This window comes from Nocardioides sp. HB32 (assembly GCF_054058995.1).
The window spans coordinates 4067814-4087292 of sequence record NZ_JBSSBS010000001.1 but is presented as its reverse complement, the minus strand read 5'-3'; the positions used below and the strand labels follow the sequence as shown (position 1 = coordinate 4087292).

17 protein-coding genes are annotated in these 19479 nt (G+C 73.1%); 10 read left to right on the top strand and 7 right to left on the bottom strand.

The window, feature by feature from the left end; all coding sequences use genetic code 11:
• Positions 1 to 18 precede the first annotated feature (18 nt).
• Positions 19 to 1491, bottom strand: a complete 1473-nt coding sequence (locus ACVW2K_RS20505; protein ID WP_457203775.1) for a PH domain-containing protein — start codon at positions 1489 to 1491, stop codon at positions 19 to 21.
• Complete coding sequence (locus ACVW2K_RS20500) at positions 1488 to 1967, bottom strand: PH domain-containing protein (RefSeq protein ID WP_036568996.1); 480 nt, start codon at positions 1965 to 1967, stop codon at positions 1488 to 1490. Before ACVW2K_RS20500 ends, ACVW2K_RS20505 begins: the two co-directional genes overlap by 4 nt.
• A gap of 34 nt (positions 1968 to 2001) precedes the next feature.
• On the opposite strand from ACVW2K_RS20500, the gene ACVW2K_RS20495 reads away from it, so the two are divergent.
• From ACVW2K_RS20495 to ACVW2K_RS20485, 3 genes are all read left to right on the top strand, one after another.
• On the top strand, positions 2002 to 3261 hold the full coding sequence (locus tag ACVW2K_RS20495; protein WP_457203774.1) for a calcium-binding protein: 1260 nt from the start codon (positions 2002 to 2004) through the stop codon (positions 3259 to 3261).
• Between the two features lie 26 nt (positions 3262 to 3287).
• A complete protein-coding gene (locus tag ACVW2K_RS20490) occupies positions 3288 to 3968 on the top strand; it encodes a response regulator transcription factor (protein ID WP_028635725.1) in 681 nt (226 codons plus the stop codon).
• A gap of 85 nt (positions 3969 to 4053) precedes the next feature.
• Entirely contained in the window at positions 4054 to 4437 is a 384-nt protein-coding gene (locus ACVW2K_RS20485; RefSeq protein WP_051548549.1) for a response regulator, read from the top strand.
• On the opposite strand, the gene ACVW2K_RS20480 is transcribed toward ACVW2K_RS20485, so the two are convergent.
• Both ACVW2K_RS20480 and ACVW2K_RS20475 read right to left on the bottom strand, forming a co-directional pair.
• The gene (locus ACVW2K_RS20480; protein WP_457203773.1) at positions 4390 to 6429 is read right to left on the bottom strand and encodes a hypothetical protein; all 2040 of its coding nucleotides are present in this window, start codon (positions 6427 to 6429) and stop codon (positions 4390 to 4392) included. The genes ACVW2K_RS20485 and ACVW2K_RS20480 overlap by 48 nt on opposite strands.
• Positions 6426 to 7706 (bottom strand): ATP-binding protein, encoded by a 1281-nt coding sequence (locus ACVW2K_RS20475; protein ID WP_457203772.1) that lies wholly within the window; start codon positions 7704 to 7706, stop codon positions 6426 to 6428. Before ACVW2K_RS20475 ends, ACVW2K_RS20480 begins: the two co-directional genes overlap by 4 nt.
• On the opposite strand from ACVW2K_RS20475, the gene ACVW2K_RS20470 reads away from it, so the two are divergent.
• Both ACVW2K_RS20470 and ACVW2K_RS20465 read left to right on the top strand, forming a co-directional pair.
• Entirely contained in the window at positions 7705 to 8691 is a 987-nt protein-coding gene (locus ACVW2K_RS20470) for an ABC transporter ATP-binding protein (protein WP_457203771.1), read from the top strand. The two genes, ACVW2K_RS20475 and ACVW2K_RS20470, sit on opposite strands and share 2 nt — an antisense overlap.
• Before the next feature lie 3 nt (positions 8692 to 8694).
• Positions 8695 to 11241: an ABC transporter permease gene (locus ACVW2K_RS20465; protein ID WP_457203770.1), complete on the top strand. Its 2547-nt coding sequence runs from the start codon at positions 8695 to 8697 to the stop codon at positions 11239 to 11241.
• A 79-nt stretch (positions 11242 to 11320) separates the two neighbouring features.
• On the opposite strand, the gene ACVW2K_RS20460 is transcribed toward ACVW2K_RS20465, so the two are convergent.
• Positions 11321 to 13093 (bottom strand): acetyl/propionyl/methylcrotonyl-CoA carboxylase subunit alpha, encoded by a 1773-nt coding sequence (locus ACVW2K_RS20460; RefSeq protein WP_028635729.1) that lies wholly within the window; start codon positions 13091 to 13093, stop codon positions 11321 to 11323.
• Between the two features lie 138 nt (positions 13094 to 13231).
• On the opposite strand from ACVW2K_RS20460, the gene ACVW2K_RS20455 reads away from it, so the two are divergent.
• The 3 genes from ACVW2K_RS20455 to ACVW2K_RS20445 are packed head-to-tail and all read left to right on the top strand — an operon-like array spanning position 13232 to position 15778.
• Positions 13232 to 14416 carry an acyl-CoA dehydrogenase family protein gene (locus ACVW2K_RS20455; RefSeq protein WP_457203769.1) on the top strand — a complete coding sequence of 395 codons (1185 nt, stop codon included), beginning with the start codon at positions 13232 to 13234 and terminating at the stop codon, positions 14414 to 14416.
• Between the two features lie 41 nt (positions 14417 to 14457).
• On the top strand, positions 14458 to 15141 hold the full coding sequence (locus ACVW2K_RS20450; RefSeq protein ID WP_457203768.1) for an NADPH-dependent F420 reductase: 684 nt from the start codon (positions 14458 to 14460) through the stop codon (positions 15139 to 15141).
• Positions 15142 to 15151: 10 nt separating this feature from the next.
• A complete protein-coding gene (locus tag ACVW2K_RS20445) occupies positions 15152 to 15778 on the top strand; it encodes a GtrA family protein (RefSeq protein WP_457203767.1) in 627 nt (208 codons plus the stop codon).
• Here ACVW2K_RS20445 and ACVW2K_RS20440 read toward each other — a convergent pair.
• Both ACVW2K_RS20440 and ACVW2K_RS20435 read right to left on the bottom strand, forming a co-directional pair.
• Positions 15720 to 16322: a Maf family protein gene (locus tag ACVW2K_RS20440; protein ID WP_028635732.1), complete on the bottom strand. Its 603-nt coding sequence runs from the start codon at positions 16320 to 16322 to the stop codon at positions 15720 to 15722. The two genes, ACVW2K_RS20445 and ACVW2K_RS20440, sit on opposite strands and share 59 nt — an antisense overlap.
• A complete protein-coding gene (locus ACVW2K_RS20435) occupies positions 16319 to 16912 on the bottom strand; it encodes a TetR/AcrR family transcriptional regulator (protein WP_028635733.1) in 594 nt (197 codons plus the stop codon). The genes ACVW2K_RS20440 and ACVW2K_RS20435 overlap by 4 nt, the downstream gene beginning before the upstream one ends.
• Positions 16913 to 16988: 76 nt before the next feature.
• Here ACVW2K_RS20435 and ACVW2K_RS20430 point away from each other — a divergent pair, with 76 nt between their 5' ends.
• Together ACVW2K_RS20430 and ACVW2K_RS20425 are read left to right on the top strand one after the other, a co-directional pair.
• Positions 16989 to 18425, top strand: coding sequence for a DHA2 family efflux MFS transporter permease subunit (locus ACVW2K_RS20430; protein ID WP_457203766.1), 1437 nt, complete (start codon positions 16989 to 16991; stop codon positions 18423 to 18425).
• Positions 18426 to 18432: 7 nt separating this feature from the next.
• Positions 18433 to 19428, top strand: coding sequence for a glycoside hydrolase family 6 protein (locus ACVW2K_RS20425; RefSeq protein WP_457203765.1), 996 nt, complete (start codon positions 18433 to 18435; stop codon positions 19426 to 19428).
• Positions 19429 to 19479: the final 51 nt, after the last annotated feature.

Below are 19479 nucleotides of genomic sequence, written 5' to 3'. Positions count from 1 at the left end.
GCTCCGGGCAGGGCCACGTCAGCGACTGGTCCGGACCGGTTCCTCCTCCAGGAACTGGCCGACCATGTCGGGGTGTGCTTCCCGGGCCAGCGCCACGGCCGCCGGCTCGGGGACGTCGAGCGCGGTGACGGCCTGCCGCCCGCCCGCGGTCGTCGCGACCAGGGTGGTGAGCCCGGCGCGTCGCTGGAACCAGGTCGCGCGCAGGTTCCACCCGATGACGCCGTCGGTCTCCAGGGCCTCGCGGCGTCGGTCGAGGCTGCCGGAGCGGACCACGACGTACCCGCCGACCAGCGCGTGCCCGAGCGCGCGCACCCGGTCCGCGGCCAGGGCCGCCGCGGCCGGTACGCCGAGCGCGGCGAGGACCGGCAGCCACAGCGGCGCGTCCAGGAGCGGGACGACGGCGACGGCGGCGAGCAGGACGAGGACGGCGGGGCCGACCGCCCGGGTGTAGCGCCGGGTGCGGGCGCGCGGACCGTGGGCGACGAGCGCCACGTCGAGGGGACCGGGCGTGCGCAGCACGGCGCCGGCGGCCCGGTGCACGACGTCGCGCGGGGCGGGCGGGACCAGCAGCGCCGACTGGCCCCGGCCGAGACCCGTCGCGATGGCGGAGGCGCGGCCGCCGCCGGCCAGGCGCAGCCCGAGCGGCTCGCCGACGGCGACGCCACGCAGCCGCGCGTCGTCGATCGTGGTCTCGCGCGTGGTGAGCAGACCGCGGCGCAGGTGCCAGGCGCCGCCGGCGTGGGTGAGCGCGAAGCCCCAGTTGGTGACGACGTACCCGCCGATCGACAGCACGGACACGACGACCACGAGACCGGCGAGGGCGGCGGGGACCGCGACCCAGGGCGACCAGGCCTCCGCGTCGTGGGCGATCCGGTCGGGGTCCAGGCGCTGGAAGCCGCCGACGGTGTTGAGCGCCTGGCTGGCGACGGCCAGGACGCCGCCGGCGAGGGCCAGGCCGGCACTCGTGAACGGTGCGAACCGCACCCAGGACGGGTCGAGCACCAGCACCGGAGCCGCCTCCGGCACGTCGACCTCGGGGGCGGGCCCGGCGCCCAGCAGGTCCGTCCGGAGCTCGCGGGCCTGCTCGACCGGGAGCCCGTCGAGGACGAGCTGCTCGTCGTCGTCGGTCGACGCGGTCCCGGTGCCGACCCGCACGCTGGTCAGGCCGAGCAGCCGGTGCACGGGCGGTGCGGTGATGTCGACGCTGCGCACCCGGTCGAGCGGCGTGGAGAGCACGTGCCGGTTGACGAGCCCGCGGCGCAGCTCGATGCGTCCGCCGGCGACCCGGAAGAACGTCGTCCAGTAGCGCAGCACGCCGAGCCCGACCGGGATCAGCACGCCGACGGCGTTCCACCACTCGCCGGCCCCACCCGACGCCGTGCCGGCGATGAACAGGCCGATCAGCACCGGCAGGAACCGGACCAGCTCCTTGACCGGGTAGACCAGCAGCATCCGCGGGTCGAGCCGCCGCCAGTCGGCCGTCGAGCTCACGTGGCGTCGCCGGGGACGCTGTCGGCCATCACCGTCAGCTCGTCGACGAGGGCGAGGGCGCGGGCCCGTTCCAGGCCGGCGATCTCCAGCGCGCCCGCCGCCGACGCGGTGGTGACCGTGACCGTCGACAGGCCGAAAAGCCGGGCCACGGCCCCCTCGACGTGGTCGACGGTCTGGATCCGCGACATCGGGGCGATCCGGCGCTCGCGCGCCCACCAGCCCGTCTGCGTGTAGACGGCCGTGTCGGTGACCTCCCAGCGGTGCACGGCGTACCGCCACGAGGGCACGATGAGGACGTACGCGACGACCACGAGGGCGACAATGAGGACCGACCACCACGGCAGCGGCAGCCAGTCGGTCAGCGGACCGGCGACGGCGAGCGCGACGACGAGCACCAGCCCCTCCGCGGCGGCGGTCAGCGCCCACATCGTCCGGGCGCGCGGGCTCACCCGCTCGCGCGGCTCGCGAAGTCGCATGCAACCGACCCTACGGTCTGCGCGTATCCCCGGTATGAGCGCTCTCGGCCCCGTCTCGGGCGCCGCCCTGGTGGCCGCCCTCCTCGTCCCGATGTCGCCCGCTGGGGCGGCACCCGTCCCCACCTGCCAGGGCGAGCCGGCGACCGTCGTCGGCACGCCGCACGCGGACCGGCTGGTCGGCACTCCCGAGGCCGACGTCATCGTCGGCCTGAACGGCGACGACGTCGTGCGGGGGCGTGGTGGTGACGACCTCGTCTGCGGCGGCGACGGCGCCGACATGCTGCTGGGCGGTGCCGGCGCGGACCGGCTGTACGGCCAGCGCGAGGCGCGGATCTCCGACCGGGGCGGCACCTACTTCATCGCCGACCGCCCCGACGGCGGCCCCGGCGACGACCTGCTGGACGTCGGCGGCGACCGTCGCTGGGTCAACTGGGGCTCGCACGGCGACCTCGACTTCGGCAACGCGGCGTCCGGGGTGACCGTCGACCTCGCTGCCGGCACCGCCAGCGGCCAGGGCACCGACACGGTCGTCGCCTACAGCGGCACGGGATGCGACTTCAGCTGCTACGGCGTCGGGCTGCTCGGCTCGGCCCACGACGACGTCCTGTCCGGCACCGACGCGAGCGACCTGCTGGTCGGCAACGCGGGCGACGACCACCTCGTCGGCCTCGGTGGGGCGGACGAGATGCACGGGGAGGCGCAGTACGGCGGCGGCACCCCCGGCGACGACAGCCTCGACGGCGGTCCGGGCACCGACGCCCTCTACGCCTACGCGGGCAGCGACGTGCTCGAGGGCGGCGCCGGCCGCGACATCGTCTGGCAGACCGGCGGCGGGCCGAGCGAGCTGTACGGCGGATCCGGTGACGACCGGCTGTCGGGCTGGTTCGCGACCGAGCCGGGCCTCGTGCTCGACGGCGGGGAGGGCACCGACAGCGTGGCCGTCGCGGGTCCGTCGCGGCCGGGCGCCGGCGGACGGCCGGCATCCGCGACGCTGACCATGGCCGACGGGCTGATCGTCGCCGCCGGGGTCACGTGGGGCACGTTCGCCGGCGAGGACGTGGGCCTCTACACCGCGATGGAGTGGGAGTACCTGGGGACCGACGATCCCGAGGTCGTGCACACCAACGGCACGTGGCTGCACGCGACGACGTACGGCGGTGACGACGAGATCTGGGGCAGCGACGGCCCGGACCGGATCGATGCCGGGGACGGCACCGACAAGATCCGCGCCGGCCGTGGTCGGGACACCTGCCGGTCCGGCGAGAACGTCCGCGGCTGCGAGCGGATCGACTGAGGGTCGGGCGGCCCTACAGTGGCCCCATGACGGTGCGCGTCGTCTTCGCGGACGACAACTACCTGGTGCGGGAGGGTGTCGCGGGGCTGCTGGCCGAGTCGGCCGAGGTCGACCTGGTCGAGACCGCGGCCGACACCGAGGCGCTCCTGCGCGCCGTGGCCGTGCACCGGCCGGACGCGGTGCTGACCGACATCCAGATGCCCCCGACGTTCACCACCGAGGGCATCGACGCGGCGAAGCGGATCCGGGCGAGCTACCCGGGCACCGGGGTCGTCGTCCTCTCGCAGTACGTCGAGGGGGACTACGCGCTCGCGCTCCTGTCCGAGGGCGTGGAGGGTCTCGGGTACCTCCTGAAGGAGCGGGTCAGCGAGGTCGACGAGCTGGTCCGGGCGCTGCACGACGTCGCCCGCGGCGGCTCTGCGCTCGACCCGAGGGTGGTGGAGGGCCTGCTCGCGCGGAAGAACCAGGAGTCCGGCTCGGCGCTGCGCGGTCTCACCGAGCGGGAGAGCGAGGTGCTCCGCGAGCTCGCCGCCGGGCGCAGCAACGCGGCCACGGCGAAGGCCCTGTTCATGAGCGAGCGCGCCGTCGAGAAGCACGTGGGCTCGGTCTTCCAGAAGCTCGGCCTGTCCACCGAGGCGGACGTCAACCGCCGGGTGATGGCGGTGCTGGCCTACCTCGAGGCCACCGGAGGTACGGCGGCTCCGTGAGCGGCCAACCCCCGGCGGGCCTGCGGCCAGCCCCCCTGACGAGGGCACTCTCCGACGGGCACGATGTCGGCGAGGAGGTGGTCGCGTGGGCGACGTACGGGTGTTGATCGTCGACGACCAGGAGCCGTTCCGCCGCGCGATGACCGCTGTCGTCACGGCGACCGACGGGTTCAGCGTGGTCGGCTCCGCCACCACGGGGGAGGACTCCCTGGCGGCCGTGGCCGAGCTGAGTCCCGACCTGGTGCTGATGGACGTCAACCTGCCCGGCATCGACGGCATCGAGGCCACCCGGCGCTTGACCGCGGGCCCCGGTGGGCCCGTCGTCGTGCTGCTGTCGACGTACGACGTCGACCAGGTCGATCTCGCGGGCAGCGGCGCCGCGGCGTACCTCGCGAAGGCCGACCTCGGGCCGGACCGGCTCTCAGCCGCGTGGCTCGACGCCTGCGACGGCCTTCGCGACCACGGCTGACGCGGGAACCGACACGAGCAGGACCCGACCGTCGATCTCGACCGACCCGCCGGCGGCGCCCAACCGGTCGGTGATCGTCACGAGGTCGAGCCCGGGCGGGTCGACCTCGGCGATGCGCAGGCGGAGGTCGGGCCCGTCGAGCTCGAGCCGCAGGGAGGACACCGCGTGTTCGGGGCGGGTGGCCTCCACGCAGCAGAAGTAGAGCGCGGCCTCCACCCGCGGCGAGAACCGCAGGCCGGCAAGGCCCTCGACGGTCAGGGTCGGCGCGCCGTCGACCCGGGCGAGCATCGAGCCAAGCGCCGGGACCAGGCCGGCACGGGACAGCTGCGCGGGGAAGACGCCTCTGCTCAGCTCACGCAGCGACTCGAGGGCGGCGTTCGTGTCGGCCACGAGCGGGTCGATCCCGGGGTCGAGGCCACCCGCCGCGATCGCCGAACGGACCACGCCGACCCGGGCCGGCAGGTCGGCGATCAGGGGCAGCACCTCCCGCGCGATCGTCGCCTCGAGGCCGCGCCGGGCCTCGTCGTCGGCCTGGACCAGGCGAAGCCGGGACGCCGTGAGCTGCCTGGTCCTGCGCTCCAGCTCCTCGACGTGGGCCGCGAGCTGGCTGGCGAGGACCGTGTTCCGGAAGGCCATCGCGGCCTGCTGGGCCACCGCCTCGAGAAGCCGGAGGTCGCCGCTGTCGAGGGCGCGCCCGCGGGGGAGCGCCACGTCGATGGAGCCGAGCACGCGTCCCTCGAGGCGCACCGGGAGGGTGTGGTCCCACCGCTCGGTCGGGTCGCCCCAGACGCCGGTCAGTGGGTCGGCCCCGGGTACGACGAGCGTGGCGACGGCTCCGGTCCCGGACACCGCCCGGGCCGCGGTCTCCGCCACGGCCGGCAGGAGCGCGCCCGGCGGTGGGGCGGCCGCGAGGCGGCTGCTGAACGCGGCGAGCGCCTCGTAGGGTTGGGCGCGGCGACCGTAGGCGAGGCGGTTCGCGAGCCGGACCAGGCTGCGACGCAGCGGTTGGAACGCCAGCGCGACCACCGCCGTCCCCAGGAGCGAGAGCCAGAAGCCGCTCCCGTTGTCCTCCATCAACCGGCCCAGCAGGACGACGAGCACGGTGTAGCCGGCGGCGGCGAAGGCGATCCCGGCCACGACCACGACCGTGCGGTTGATGATCACGTCGAGCTCGTAGAGCTGGTGTCGCAGCACGGCGATCGCGAAGAGGATCGGGAGCAGGAAGTACGACACGAACAGCGGGAGCGACGCGGCCCAGGTCTGCTCGTCACCGTTGCCTCCCTGCACCACGAGCAGCCAGATCACCCCGAACGTGGGCAGCGCGGCCGCCACGGCGATCAGCCGGAGCTGCTGGCGCTGCTCGCCCGTGCTGCGGCGCAGGCGGATCAGCATCGACACGACCGAGGCGACGAGACAGCCGAGGATCGACAGGAACCCGACGTTCAGCGCCACCAGTCGGGCCGGTCCCAGCTGGTGGCCGTCGGTGTACAGCCGGAACTCCGTCGGCGGCACCGACAGCACGGCCAGCATGCACAGCAGAGCGCCGAACCCGGTCACCCACACGGCGTACCGCCAGCGCCGAGAGAGCAGCCGCCCGTCCGGGGCGACCAGGAACATCAGCGCCAGCCCCGCGATCTCGACCTGACCGCCGGTCAGCGTCGACACCCAGGCGGCCACGCCGCCGAGCGAAGCCGAGCCCGGCCCATCGCCCTCCTGGACCCAGTAGGCGTACGCCTCGGTGACGAGGGAGACGGCGCCAGCGGTGCCGACGATGCTCAGCAGCCAGCCGATCGGGTGCCCCGGGTAGCGCGCGACGATCAGCGCACCCATGACGGCCGAGCCGACGACCGCGCCGTGGATGAACGGAAACCCGTGCACGGCCACCGCCGTCTCGGACCAGAGCTGGACCGCTTGCGCCGAGATGACCACGTCGAGCGTGACCAGGACGACGGTGAGCCAGGCCAGTGCACGGGCCGCGCGGGAGGCACTCACGTCGTGCCCCCGCCCGGCAGGACGGCGTGGATCCGGGTGCCGAGCCCCGGGACCGAGCTGACGACGAGCGAGCCGCCGACGGACTCGACCCGCTCGCGGATGTTGGTGAGACCGGCGCCGCGGCTGCCGGTGCCCGGGTCGAAGCCGCAGCCGTCATCCTCGATGCTGATCTCCAGCCTCGTCGGGGTGCCCACCAGGACGACCTGGATGGACGTCGCGTGCGCGTGCTTGGCGGCGTTCTGGAGCGCCTCGAGGGAGCAGAAGTACGCGGTCGACTCGATCGCCGGGGCGTAGCGGCCGACCCCGTCGGCCCGCAACCGGACCGTCGGTCCCAGCGCGGCGACGGCCGGCCGGAGCGCCTCGGCGACGCCGAGGGCCTCGAGGCGCGGCGGGAAGATGCCGCGGGCGAGCCGGACCAGCGTGGTGATCGCGTCGGAGGCGGCCACCTCCTGCTCGGCGAGAAGGGCGTCGGCACGGTCGCGGTCGCGGGTGGCGAGGGTGCCGGCGAGCCGCAGGTTGACCGCGAGCGCGACCAGGTGCTGCTGGGCGCCGTCGTGGATGTCCCGCTCCAGGCGCCACCGCTCGGCGTCGTGGGCGTCGACCAGCCGCTCACGCGAGGTCCGCAGCTCCTCCGCGCGGGTCGACAGCGCCGCCAGCCGGAGCTCGAGCTCGGTGCGCAGCCGGGCGCCGCGCAGCACGAGCCCGGCCTGGTCGGCGAGTCCGGCGAACAGCCGTTCCTCGACCCGGGTCAGGGCGACGCCCGGGTGCTCGCGGACGACCAGGGCGCCGAGCACGTCGTCGCCGTGCCGCACCGGGACCCGCCGCGCGACCGATCCGGCGGTGGCGACGTGCGTCGGCGGCCAGGTGGCCGCGAGGACCGACCGGTCCCCGATCGCCACCCAGACCTGCGCGGACTCCGCGCCGGTCCCGTCGGCGAGCACGCGGGCCATCCGCTCGGGCAGTTCCTTGTCGGGGTGCTGGCCGGCGAGCGTCGTGGTGAACCGCCGCACCACCTCGTACGGCGAGGTCCGGCCGCCCAGCACGACCCGGGACACCCAGCGGTCAAGCCGGGACTGCACCGGGTCGAACGCCACGGCGACGACGGCGGTGGCGAGCACGGACAGCCCCAGGCTCGGGGAGGAGGTGCGCCCGAGGAGGGCGCCGCCGCCGAGCACGACCACGACGTACACGAGCACGACGAAGGCGGTCAGCCCGGTCCCGACCAGGCCGGTCGCGAGCAGCTCGCGCCGGCCGCGCCGACGCAGCAGCGGGGTCATGCCAGCAGTCTGCGCGCTCGGCCGCTCCGAAGGGAGGGAGGAACCCGAACGCCGGGGGTGGGGCCAGCCGTACGGGCAGCCCCGGGAAGCGCGCGGCCAGCGCCCCTGGTGGGGCGCTCAGCCCGATCCCGCCCGGCACTCGGCACGCGGTGTCCTCGATGCATGCCCTCCGACCGGAGTGCAACGACAAGGAGAGATCGCCATGACCCCCACCGCCACCGCCCCGACCACCGCCGGCTTCCCCGGCGCGGCCGACGGTGCCCACCTCGCCGCCCGCGCCGAGCACCTCAGCAAGGCGTATGGCGTCGGCGAGGCGACCGTCACCGCGCTCGACGACGTCAGCGTCGGACTGGACCGCGGTCGATTCACCGCGATCATGGGCCCGTCCGGCTCCGGCAAGTCGACGCTGCTGCACCTGCTCGCGGGCCTCGACCGGCCGTCGTCCGGCACGGTGCACCTCGGCGACACCGAGATCACCTCGTTGCGCGACAAGGCGCTCACGATCCTGCGCCGCGACCGGATCGGCTTCATCTTCCAGTCCTTCAACCTGTTGCCGACGATGACGGCAGCGGAGAACATCGTGCTGCCGATGCGGATCGCCGGGCGCCGCCCCGACCCGCACTGGGTCGCCTCGATCGTCGAGACGATCGGCCTCACCGACCGCCTCGGGCACCGTCCCTCGGAGCTGTCCGGCGGCCAGCAGCAACGCGTCGCCGCGGCGCGGGCACTCGCCTCGCGTCCCGACATCGTCTTCGCCGACGAGCCGACGGGCGCACTCGACTCCCGCTCCGGGACCGAGCTGCTGAAGTTCCTCCGCAGCGCGGTGGACGACCTCGGGCAGACGGTCGTCATGGTGACCCACGACCCCGGCGCCGCCTGCTACGCCGACCGCGTCATCTTCCTCGCAGACGGCCACGTCGTCGACGAGATGAGCGAGCCGTCGGCCGAGGGCGTCCTCGACCACATGAAGCGCCTGGGGGGCTGAGCGATGTTGACCGCAACCATCCGCAACATGGTGGCGCACAAGCTGCGCCTCTTCCTCACGACCATGTCGATCACCCTGGGCGTCGCGCTCCTCGCCGGCACCATGATCCTCACCAACACGATGGGGATCGCGTTCGACATGCTCTTCGGCAAGATCTCCGCCGGCACCGACGCGGTCGTCCGCGCCGAGGCGCCGTTCACCGCCACGGAGGGCGTCGGCACCGACCGCGGCCCGATCAAGGCCTCGGTCCTCGACCGGGTCCGTCAGGTCGACGGCGTCCGCGCGGCCGAGGGCTCGGTCAGCGGCTATGCGCTCCTGACCGACAACGACGGCAGGGCGATCACCACCAACGGTGGCGCACCGACCAACGGCTACTCGATGCCGGCCGACGACGAGCTGCTCGGCGACGTCGAGCTCCTGTCGGGCCATGCTCCGAAGGGTCCCCACCAGGTCGTCATCGACGGCACGAGCGCCGACGACCACGACATCGCCGTCGGCTCGACGATCAAGGTGCTGTTCCAGGGGCCGACGCAGGAGTTCACCGTCGTCGGCACGGTCGGGTACGGCGACGGCATCACCGACCTGGGCGGCACGACGTCGGCGTACTTCGACACGGCGACGGCTCAGCGGGTGCTGGGCAGCCCGGGTGAGTTCGACAGCATCGACGTCAGCGCCGACCCCGGCGTGTCCCAGGACGAGCTGGCCGACCGGTTGTCCGCGGTGATCCCGCAGGGCACGGAGGCGGTCACCGGCGAGGCCGTCGCGGCCGAGAACGCCGCCGCGACCAAGTCGAGCTTCGCGATCGTCGGGATGGTGTTCGGCATGTTCGCCGCCATCGCCCTCTTCGTCGGCTCGTTCATCATCTGGAACACCTTCACGATGACCGTCACGCAGCGCTCGCGGGAGATCGCCCTGCTGCGTGCGATCGGTGCTCGTCGGCGACAGATACTCGGCAGCCTGCTGCTCGAGGCACTCGTCCTCGGCCTGGCCGCGTCGGCAGCCGGGATCGGGCTCGGCGTGCTGGTCGCCAAGGGGCTGAAGTCGCTCATGGACGCCGTGGGGCTGGCGCTGCCGTTCACGACCCTGCAGGTCCCGACCAACGCCATCTGGGCATCGATCCTGGTCGGCACCGGCGTCACCGTCGTCGCCGCGCTCGTGCCCGCCCGCCGGGCCACGAAGGTGTTGCCGGTCGAGGCGCTGCGGGAGTCGACGCCCGGCGCCGAGAAGCCGTCGATGCGACGTGCCGTCATCGGCGTGACCGTCCTCGCCGCGGGTGTCGGCGGGATGCTGGCCTCGCTGTACGGCGACGCGAGCTTCCGGGTCTTCGGGCTGGGGCTGCTCGCGGTCATGGTCGGCGTCCTGGTCGCACTGCCGCTCGCGGTGCGTCCGCTCGCGGCCGCGATCGCGGCACCGCTCACGCTCCGCGGCATGCCGGGCGAGCTTGCGCGGCAGAACGCGACGCGCAACCCGCGCCGTACGTCGGCCACCGCCGCGGCGCTGATGATCGGCCTGACCCTGGTCGTCAGCATGGGTGTGTTCGCGTCCTCGCTGAAGACGTCGTTCGGCGACGTGCTGGACGACCGGACCGACGCCGACCTGTACGTCGCCACCTCGAGCGCCCAGGCGCCGGGCTTCAGCCCGTCGGTCGTGGACGCGGTGGCGGCCGTGGACGGGGTGGCCGAGGTCTCGGCCAGCGGTTGGGGCGAGGCGCACTTCGAAGGGGCGTCGTCGAGCTACTCCTCGATCGACCCGAGCAACGCGAACGAGGTCATGAACCTCGAGCTCTCGCAGGGCTCGTTCACCGACCTCGGTCGTGACGGCGTCGTCGTCGCGAAGTCGGCCGCGACGTCTCACGGCTGGAGCCTCGGCGACACGGTCACGGCCCAGTTCGCCCAGAGCGGTGACCACACCCTGAGGATCGTGGGCATCTACGACGCCAAGGGCTGGATCGGCGACGACTACGTGATCAGCCTTGCGGAGCAGCGCGCCTTCGCCGGCCCGCAACTGGTGTCGACGGCCTTGGTCACGGTGGCCACGGGTGCCGACGTGGGTCAGGTGCAGGACGCGATCGACGCGGCCCTGGCCGACCACCCGGACGCGCAGGTGCTCGACCAGGCCGGCTTCCAGAAGGTCGCCAGCGGGTTCATCGACGACCTGCTGACCCTGGTCACCGTGATGCTGGCCCTGGCCGTCCTGATCGCGCTGCTGGGCATCGTCAACACCCTGGCGCTCTCGGTCTTCGAGCGCACCCGGGAGCTGGGCCTGCTCCGTGCGGTCGGCATGACTCGCGGCCAGGTCCGGGCGATGGTCCGTTGGGAGTCGGCGGTGATCTCGCTGATCGGCGCCGTGAGCGGTGCGGTCCTCGGCATCGGCATCGGGCTGGCGCTCTCGCAGGTCCTGAAGGACGAGGGCATCAAGTCCGTCTCGGTCCCGGTCGTCCAGATCCTCGTCTACCTCGCCCTCGCCGCAGTGGCGGGCGTGGTCGCCGCGGTCGGCCCGGCTCGCTCGGCCGCGAAGGTGGACGTGCTCAAGGCGGTGGTGACCGACTGACCGACCGACCGGCGTACGACGGCTCCCGGGATCATCCCGGGGGCCGTCGTCGCACGCGCGCGGCTCGGGCCGGGGGAGCTCAGTCCTTCAGCTCGCAGATGACCGCGCCGTTGGCGACGGTCTGGCCGACCTCGGCCTGCAGGCCGGTCACGGTGCCGGCCTTGTGCGCCTTGATCGGCTGCTCCATCTTCATGGCCTCGATGACGACCACGGTGTCGCCCTCGGCGACCTCCTGGCCCTCCTCGACGACGACCTTGACGACCGTGCCCTGCATCGGGCTGGTGACGGCGTCGCCGCTGGCGGCCGCGCCGGACTTCTTGCCGGCCGTGCGCTTCGGCTTCTTCGCCCCGCCGGCCGGAGCGGCCGCCAGGCCACCGAGGCCGCCCGGCAGCACGACCTCGAGCCGCTTGCCACCGACCTCGACCACGACGCTCTGGCGCTCGCCGGCCTCCTCGGCTTCGGCGGAGTCGCCGGCGTAGGGCTGGATCTGGTTGTCGAAGTCCGTCTCGATCCACTGCGTGTAGACGTCGAACCTCTCGCCGTCGCCGACGAACGCCGGGTCGGAGACCACCGCGCGGTGGAACGGGATCACGGTCGGCATGCCGTCGACCACGAACTCGTCGAGCGCGCGCCGCGAGCGCTCCAGCGCCTGGGTGCGGTCGCGGCCGGTGACGATCAGCTTGGCGATGAGCGAGTCGAACGAGCCCGGGATCGTCTCGCCGTTCTCGTAGCCGCCGTCCAGCCGGATCCCCGGGCCGCTCGGCGGGCTCCAGGCCGACAGGGTGCCGGGCGCCGGCATGAAGTTGCGCCCGCCGTCCTCGGCGTTGATGCGGTACTCGATCGAATGGCCGCGGATCTCCGGGTCGTCGTACCCGAGCTCCTCGCCGGCCGCGATGCGGAACATCTCGCGCACCAGGTCGATCCCGGTCACCTCCTCGGAGACGCAGTGCTCGACCTGGAGCCGGGTGTTGACCTCGAGGAACGAGATCGAGCCGTCCTGGGCGACCAGGAACTCGCAGGTGCCGGCGCCGTAGTAGCCGGCCTCCTTCAGGATCCGCTTGGAGGACTCGTACAGCTCGGTCAGCTGCTCGTCGGTCAGGAACGGCGCGGGCGCCTCCTCGACCAGCTTCTGGTTGCGGCGCTGCAGGGAGCAGTCGCGAGTGGAGACCACCACGACGTTGCCGTGCTGGTCGGCCAGGCACTGGGTCTCGACGTGCCGGGGCTTGTCGAGGAACTTCTCGACCAGGCACTCGCCGCGGCCGAAGGCGCCGACCGCCTCGCGCACCGCGGACTCGAAGGCGTCCGGGATCTCCTCGAGGGTGCGCGCGACCTTGAGGCCGCGCCCGCCGCCGCCGAAGACAGCCTTGATCGCGATGGGCAGCCCGTTCTCCTCGGCGAAGGCCACCGCCTCGTCGGCGTCCTTGAGCGCGTCCTTGGTGCCGGGCGCGAGCGGCGCGTTCGCCTTCACCGCGATGTGCTTGGCCTTGGCCTTGTCGCCGAGCGCCTCGATGGCCGCCGGCGGCGGACCGATCCAGGTCAGGCCGGCGTCGATGACGGCCTGGGCGAATCCGGCGTTCTCCGCCAGGAAGCCGTAGCCCGGGTGCACCGAGTCGGCCCCGGTCTTCTCCGCGACCGCGATGATCTTGTCGATGTCGAGGTAGGAGTCGGCCGGGGTGGCCCCGCCCAGGGAGTGTGCCTCGTCGGCGAGCCGCACGAACAGCGCGTCGCGGTCGGGATCGGCGTACACGGCCACGCTCCCGATGCCGGCGTCCTTGCACGCCCGGATCACCCGGACCGCGATCTCGCCGCGGTTGGCGATCAGGACCTTCTGCAGCGGCTTCGTGTCCGGCACCTGCGACTCCTGCTCCTGCGAGGGGAAAGGGAGGGATCTCCGCGGGGCAGGGTATCGCCAGCGGGCCCGCCCCGGCGTGTGGGCCATGTCGCACCGCGAGGTTAACAATCGCTAACCGGTCGGGCTAGCATGCGCGACATGAGCACCCAGTCAGGCTTCGAGCTGTCCCGCGAGCACGAGGAGTTCCGCCGTACCGTCCGCGACTTCGCCGAGGCGGAGATCGCGCCGCACGCCGCGCAGTGGGACCGCGAGCACCACTTCCCGGTCGACGTGGTGCGGAAGATGGGCGCCCTCGGCCTGTTCGGCCTGACCGCTCCCGAGGAGTTCGGCGGCATGGGCGAGGACGGCGACTTCACCAGCCTCTGCGTCGCGATCGAGGAGATCGGTCGCGTCGACCAGTCGATGGGCATCACGCTCGAGGCCGCGGTCGGCCTCGGCATCAACCCGATCCTCACCTTCGGCACCGCGGAGCAGCAGCAGGCCTGGCTGCCCGACCTGGTCGCCGGCACCACCCTGGCCGGCTTCGGGCTGACGGAGCCCGGCGCGGGCTCCGACGCCGGCGCCACGAAGACCCGGGCGGTGCTCGAGAACGGCGAGTGGGTCGTGAACGGCGCGAAGCAGTTCATCACCAACTCGGGCTCCGAGATCACCAGCCTGGTCACGGTCACCGCGCGCACCGGCGAGCGGGAGGACGGCCGGCCCGAGATCAGCACCATCATCGTGCCGAGCGGCACGCCCGGCTTCATCGCCGAGAAGGCCTACGACAAGCTCGGCTGGCACGCCTCCGACACCCACCCGCTGTCCTTCCAGGACGTGCGGGTCCCCGAGGCCAACCTGCTCGGTGAGCGTGGCCGCGGCTACGCGCAGTTCCTGGCCACGCTCGACGACGGCAGGGTCGCGATCGCGGCGCTCGCCGTCGGCTGCATCCAGGCCTGCCTCGAGATGAGCCTGGCGTACGCCGGGGACCGGCAGACGTTCGGCGGGCCCATCGGGCGCAAGCAGGGAGTCGCCTTCCAGGTCGCCGACCTCGAGGTGATGCTGCACGCCAGCCGGATGCTCACCTTCCGGGCCGCGGCCATGAAGGACGGCGGCGCCCCCGTGAAGGACTTCAAGCAGGCGGCCGCCGTCGCCAAGCTCTACGCCACGGAGTCGGCCGTGACCGCGACCCGGATCGCCACCCAGGTGTTCGGCGGCTACGGCTTCATGGAGGAGTACCCGGTCGCGCGGTTCTACCGGGACGCGAAGGTCCTGGAGATCGGGGAGGGCACCTCGGAGGTGCAGCGGATGCTGATCGCCCGGGGTCTCGGCCTGCCCGTCGAGTGAGCGTTGACCTCAAGCGCGGTTGAGCTCCTAGGCTCGCCGCCATGGACATCTCCGTGCTCGGCACCGGGGCGGTCGGCCGGGCTGTCGCCGGCCGCCTCGACGACCTCGGCCACCACGTCACGATGGCGACCCGGGACCCGGAGGCGACCTCCGGCCGTGAGGACCACGCGGGCTGGGCGGCGGCGCACCCCGGCGTCCGGCTCGTCGCGTTCGCCGATGCGGGGGCCGACGCCGACCTGGTCGTGAACGCGCTCGGCGGCGACGTCGCCGAAGGGGTCCTGGCCGAGGTCGGGGAGGGGCTGGCGGGTCGGGTCCTGCTCGACATCTCGAACCCGCTCGACCACAGCCAGGGGTTCCCGCCCCGGCTCTTCGTGAAGGACGACGACTCGCTCGCCGAGCGGATCCAGCGAGCCCACGCGGAGGCCCGGGTCGTGAAGGCCCTCAACACCATGAACAGCGCCGTGATGGTCGACCCGGCCCGGCTGGGGGAGGAGACCACGGTCTTCGTCTCGGGTGACGACCAGCACGCCAAGGCCACGGTGGTGGGGCTGCTGCGCGAGCTCGGGCACACCGACGTGATCGACCTCGGCGGGCTCGAGACGGCGCGCGGCGCGGAGATGTTCCTCCCGCTCTGGGTGCGGACGGCCCTCGCGCTCGGCGGCTCCGACTTCAACATCAAGGTGGTGCGGGGCCCGTCGCTGCTCGACGCGAGGCCCAGCGGCTAGCCTTGGGCGCATGTCTCACCGGTGGCGTCGCCTCCTCACCGAGGTGTACCGGTTCCTCGCCGTCGGTGGTGTCGCGACGGTGGTCGCGTTCCTGATCTTCAACTTCCTCGTGCACGGGTTCGCCACGGGGTACGACGCCCCGCTGTCCGGCCAGCCCTACCTGGCCTACGCGATCGCGAACATCATCGGCATGGCGGTCAGCTACCGGGGCAGCCGGAGCTGGGTGTTCAAGGACCGCCCGCCCCGCACCGCCGACGGCGGCCGGCTGATGTTCATCGCGATCAACCTGGGCACGATGCTGATCCCGATGGCGTGCCTGTGGGTCAGCCGCAACGTGCTCGGGCAGGACGACCCGTTCTCGGACAACATCGCCGCGAACGTGATCGGCCTCTTCCTCGCCATGGTGGCGCGGTTCTACCTGTTCCGCACCCTGGTCTTCCGCCGGCCGGTCCACCTCGCCGAGCTCAAGCAGCACCCCATGCAGGTCTTCGAGCTCAGCGAGCTGCGGATGGACACCGGCCCGATCGTGCTGCCGCCCGACCTGCCGGGCGGGCTGGCGGACGGGCTGGTGGAGCGGGTCATGGACGGGTCCACAGCTCCGTCCACGAGTGACCCAGCTCCGCGGCGAGCTCCCTGACCAGCGGCAGGCTCACCCCGACCACGTTGTGGTGGTCGCCCTCGATGCCGGTGACGAACGCGCCACCGAGACCGTCGACCGTGAACGCCCCGGCCACCTCGAGCGGCTCGCCGGTCGCGACGTACGCCGCCACCTCCTCGTCGGTGACGTCGGCGAAGTGCACGGTCGTCGAGGCGGTCGCGGCGGCGACCCGGCCGGTCGCGGTGTCGCGCAGGCAGTGACCGGTGCGCAGGATCCCGGTGCGTCCGCGCATCGCGTGCCAGCGGCGTACCGCCTCGTCGGCGTCGCCGGGCTTGCCCAGTGCCTCGCCGTCGAGGTCGAGCACCGAATCGCAGCCCAGCACCAGCGCGCCCGCCGGCACCTCGTCCCGCGCGGCGACCGCCGCGCACTTGAGCTCGGCGAGCTGCAGCGCGAGCTCGGCCGGAGGCAGGCCGTCGAGCCGGGACTCGTCCACGCCGGAGACGATCACCACCGGGTCGATGCCGGCGTTGCGGAGGGTCTGGAGGCGGGCGGGGGAGGCCGAGGCGAGGACGAGCTGGGTCACGCGCCCGATTCAAGCAGTTCGAGCGCGTCGCCGAAGGCGCAGGCCGCGAGCACGCTCAGCGGGTCGTCCGGCGTCATGTGGTCGGCGGCCCCGATCGAGAGCATCACGTTGAGCAGCATCCCGTGGGCGACGAAGTCCCGGCACCGTTCGTCGTCCCAGCCGGTGCGCCTGATGGTCTCGAACACCTCGCCCATGCAGCGCCGGGCGGCGGCCGCGATCTCCGGGACCCCGGCGCTGGAGAAGCCGTGCATCTGGACCTGCAGGAAGTCGTGGTCGGCGAGCAGCTCGGCGTAGGCGATGCCCATCCGGGCCTTGTCGTCCTCGCTCTCCGGGTCGAAGGGGCCCGCGTCGAGGACCTCCTCGAAGGCCGCCTTGATCCGGTCGGCGGAGCGCTCGAACACCTCGAGGAACAGCTCGAGCTTGGTGCCGAACATGCGCACGACGTACGGCTGGGAGATTCCGGCCTCGCGGGCGACGGCGTCGGTGCTGGTGCCGTGGTAGCCGCCGCGGGCGAAGGCACGCGTCGCGGCCTGGAGGATCAGCTCGCGGCGGTCCTCGGCGTTCATCCGCGGGGCCGGGGGAGAGTTCATGGTTGACATGTTATCAGTCGATTACTTACTGTCGTCGCCAGTAGTAATCATTCAATGCCTACCTTCGGAGGTCGCGATGACCGCACTCGACACAGCACCCGCCGCCCCGGTCGACGTCGGCCCTACCCGCGGCCGGCACGTGCCGGTCTGGCTCGCGGTGGTGGCGGCGTCCGTCCCGATGTTCATGGCGACTCTGGACAACCTGGTGATGACCAGCGCCCTCCCGGTGATCCGCGCCGACCTGGGCTCGTCGGTCGGCCAGCTCTCCTGGTTCGTGAACGCGTACACGCTGTCCTTCGCGACGTTCATGCTCCCGGCCGCGACCCTGGGTGACCGGCTCGGCCGGCGCCGGATGATGCTGGTCGGGCTGACGGTCTTCACGCTCGCGTCCATCGCCTCGGCGCTGAGCACCACCTCGGAGGCGCTGATCGCCGCCCGGGCCGTGCAGGGCCTCGGCGCGGCCGCGATCATGCCGCTCTCGCTGACCCTGCTCGCCTCCGCCGTGCCGCCCGCGAGGCGGGCCGCCGCGATCGGGATCTGGGGAGGCGTCAGCGGCCTCGGCGTCGCGCTCGGCCCGGTCATCGGCGGCGCCGTGGTCGAGGGCGTCAGCTGGCAGGCCATCTTCTGGCTCAACGTGCCCGTCGCCCTGGTGGCCGGTCCGCTGCTGCTGATCGCGATCCGCGAGTCGCGCGGCACCTGGCAGAGGCTCGACGTGGCGGGGGTGCTGATGCTCGGTGGCGCCGTGTTCCTCGGCGTCTGGGGCATCGTGCACGGGAACGACGACGGCTGGAGCGACCCGCGTGTGCTGGTGCCGCTGGTGGTCGCCGCGCTGCTGCTCCCGGCGTACGTCCTCTGGGCTCGCGGCCGCTCGTACGCCGTGCTCCCGCTCCGGCTGTTCTCCTCGCGCAACTTCTCGGTGGCGAACGTGATCGCCCTGTTCTTCACCATCGGCATGTTCGGCACCGTGTTCCTGCTCGCCCAGTACCTCCAGATCGTGCAGGGCTACACCCCGCTCGAGGCGGGCGTCCGGACGCTGCCGTGGACCGCGGCCCCGATGGTGGTCGCGCCGATCGCCGGGGCGCTCGCCCCGCGGGTGGGGCTGCGGCCGCTGCTGTCGATCGGCCTGGTGATGCAGACGGCATCCCTGGTGTGGTTCGCGGTGCTGACCGAGACCGGCGCGGCGTACCCGGCGTTCGTGCCGGCGCTGCTGCTGGCCGGGGTCGGGATGGGCCTGACCTTCGCCCCGATGGCGACCGCCGTGCTCGACGGCTTGCCGGACAGTGACTTCGCGATCGCCAGCTCGGCCAACTCGACGGTCCGCGAGTTCGGCGTCGCGATCGGTGTCGCCCTGCTGACCGCGGTGTTCCTGGCCAACGGCGGCGAGCTGACGCCGTTCGGGTACGACGGTGCGATCGGCCCGGCGCTGCTCACCGGTGCCGCCGCCGTGGCGATCGCGGCGGTCGCCAGCGCCTTCGCCCCGGGTCGCGGGAAGGCAGTCTCGCCTCGGGCATGATGTGCCGGTGCCCCTCCACCTCCGCCGGCTCGCGGCCGGGCTGCTGTCCTGCGCACTGCTGGCCGGGTGCGGCGTCGGGGGCTCCGAGGGGCAGCCGGCCGACACCCGCGACCCGCAGTCGGTGAACCGGTACGCCGACGCCGCGGGCTACGCGGACCCCGACTCGCCGGCGGCACAGGCCGCCGCGCGGGCGAAGAAGGACGGCGACACCGGGGCCGAGGCGGTCTTCGAGCGCCTCGCCACCACGCCGAGCGGCATCTGGCTGACCCCCGAGCAGTACCCGGCCGGTCAGGTCGGTGCCTTCGTCTCGCACGTGGTGGAGGTGGCCGCAGATGCCGGCCAGGTGCCGACGTTCGTCGTCTACGGCATCCCCGACCGCGACTGCACCGGCGGGTTCTCCGAGGGTGGGCTGCCCGCCGACGACTACGGCCCCTGGGTGCAGGAGATCGCCGATGCCGCCGCGGCGGGGCCCTCCGTCGTGGTCGTCGAGCCGGATGCCGTGGCGTCCAGCCTCGAGTGCGCGCACCGCGAGGAGCGGATCCGGCTGATCGCCGACGCCGTCACGCGGTTCGACGACGCGGGGGTCACGACGTACGTCGACGGCGGCCACTCGAACTGGGTCGACCCGGACAAGCTCGCGCCGCTGCTGGAGCAGGTGGGGGTCGAGGACGTGCGCGGCTTCGCCAGCAACGTCTCGAACTACCAGTCGGACAGCGACGAGCGGAAGTACGACGAGGAGCTCAGTGGCCTGCTGAACGGCGCGCACTACGTCATCGACACCGGCCGCAACGGCAACGGCTCCACGGAGAACTGGTGCAACCCGGCGGACCGGGCCTACGGCACCGACCCGGCCGCCGCGCCGGCCGGCGACGCGGCGCACCTGGACGCCTATGTCTGGGTGAAGCCGCCCGGCGAGAGCGACGGCGAGTGCGGCGGCGGTCCGCCGGCCGGTGAGTTCTGGCCGGAGCGCGCTCTGGCGATGGCGGCGTCGTCCGGGTGGTGAGACTCTCCGGCAAGTCCCGACACACCTCCGGCCCGTCCACCGGGGGCCGTT

Bases quoted from the DNA above. Each gene is read 5' to 3' on its own strand.
- ACVW2K_RS20500 (WP_036568996.1), bottom strand. From the start codon at position 1,967: ATGCGACTTCGCGAGCCGCGCGAGCGGGTGAGCCCGCGCGCCCGGACG.
- ACVW2K_RS20495 (WP_457203774.1), top strand. From the start codon at position 2,002: ATGAGCGCTCTCGGCCCCGTCTCGGGCGCCGCCCTGGTGGCCGCCCTC.
- ACVW2K_RS20490 (WP_028635725.1), top strand. From the start codon at position 3,288: ATGACGGTGCGCGTCGTCTTCGCGGACGACAACTACCTGGTGCGGGAG.
- ACVW2K_RS20470 (WP_457203771.1), top strand. From the start codon at position 7,705: ATGCCAGCAGTCTGCGCGCTCGGCCGCTCCGAAGGGAGGGAGGAACCC.
- ACVW2K_RS20475 (WP_457203772.1), bottom strand. From the start codon at position 7,706: ATGACCCCGCTGCTGCGTCGGCGCGGCCGGCGCGAGCTGCTCGCGACC.
- ACVW2K_RS20465 (WP_457203770.1), top strand. From the start codon at position 8,695: ATGTTGACCGCAACCATCCGCAACATGGTGGCGCACAAGCTGCGCCTC.
- ACVW2K_RS20455 (WP_457203769.1), top strand. From the start codon at position 13,232: ATGAGCACCCAGTCAGGCTTCGAGCTGTCCCGCGAGCACGAGGAGTTC.
- ACVW2K_RS20450 (WP_457203768.1), top strand. From the start codon at position 14,458: ATGGACATCTCCGTGCTCGGCACCGGGGCGGTCGGCCGGGCTGTCGCC.
- ACVW2K_RS20445 (WP_457203767.1), top strand. From the start codon at position 15,152: ATGTCTCACCGGTGGCGTCGCCTCCTCACCGAGGTGTACCGGTTCCTC.
- ACVW2K_RS20435 (WP_028635733.1), bottom strand. From the start codon at position 16,912: ATGAACTCTCCCCCGGCCCCGCGGATGAACGCCGAGGACCGCCGCGAG.
- ACVW2K_RS20430 (WP_457203766.1), top strand. From the start codon at position 16,989: ATGACCGCACTCGACACAGCACCCGCCGCCCCGGTCGACGTCGGCCCT.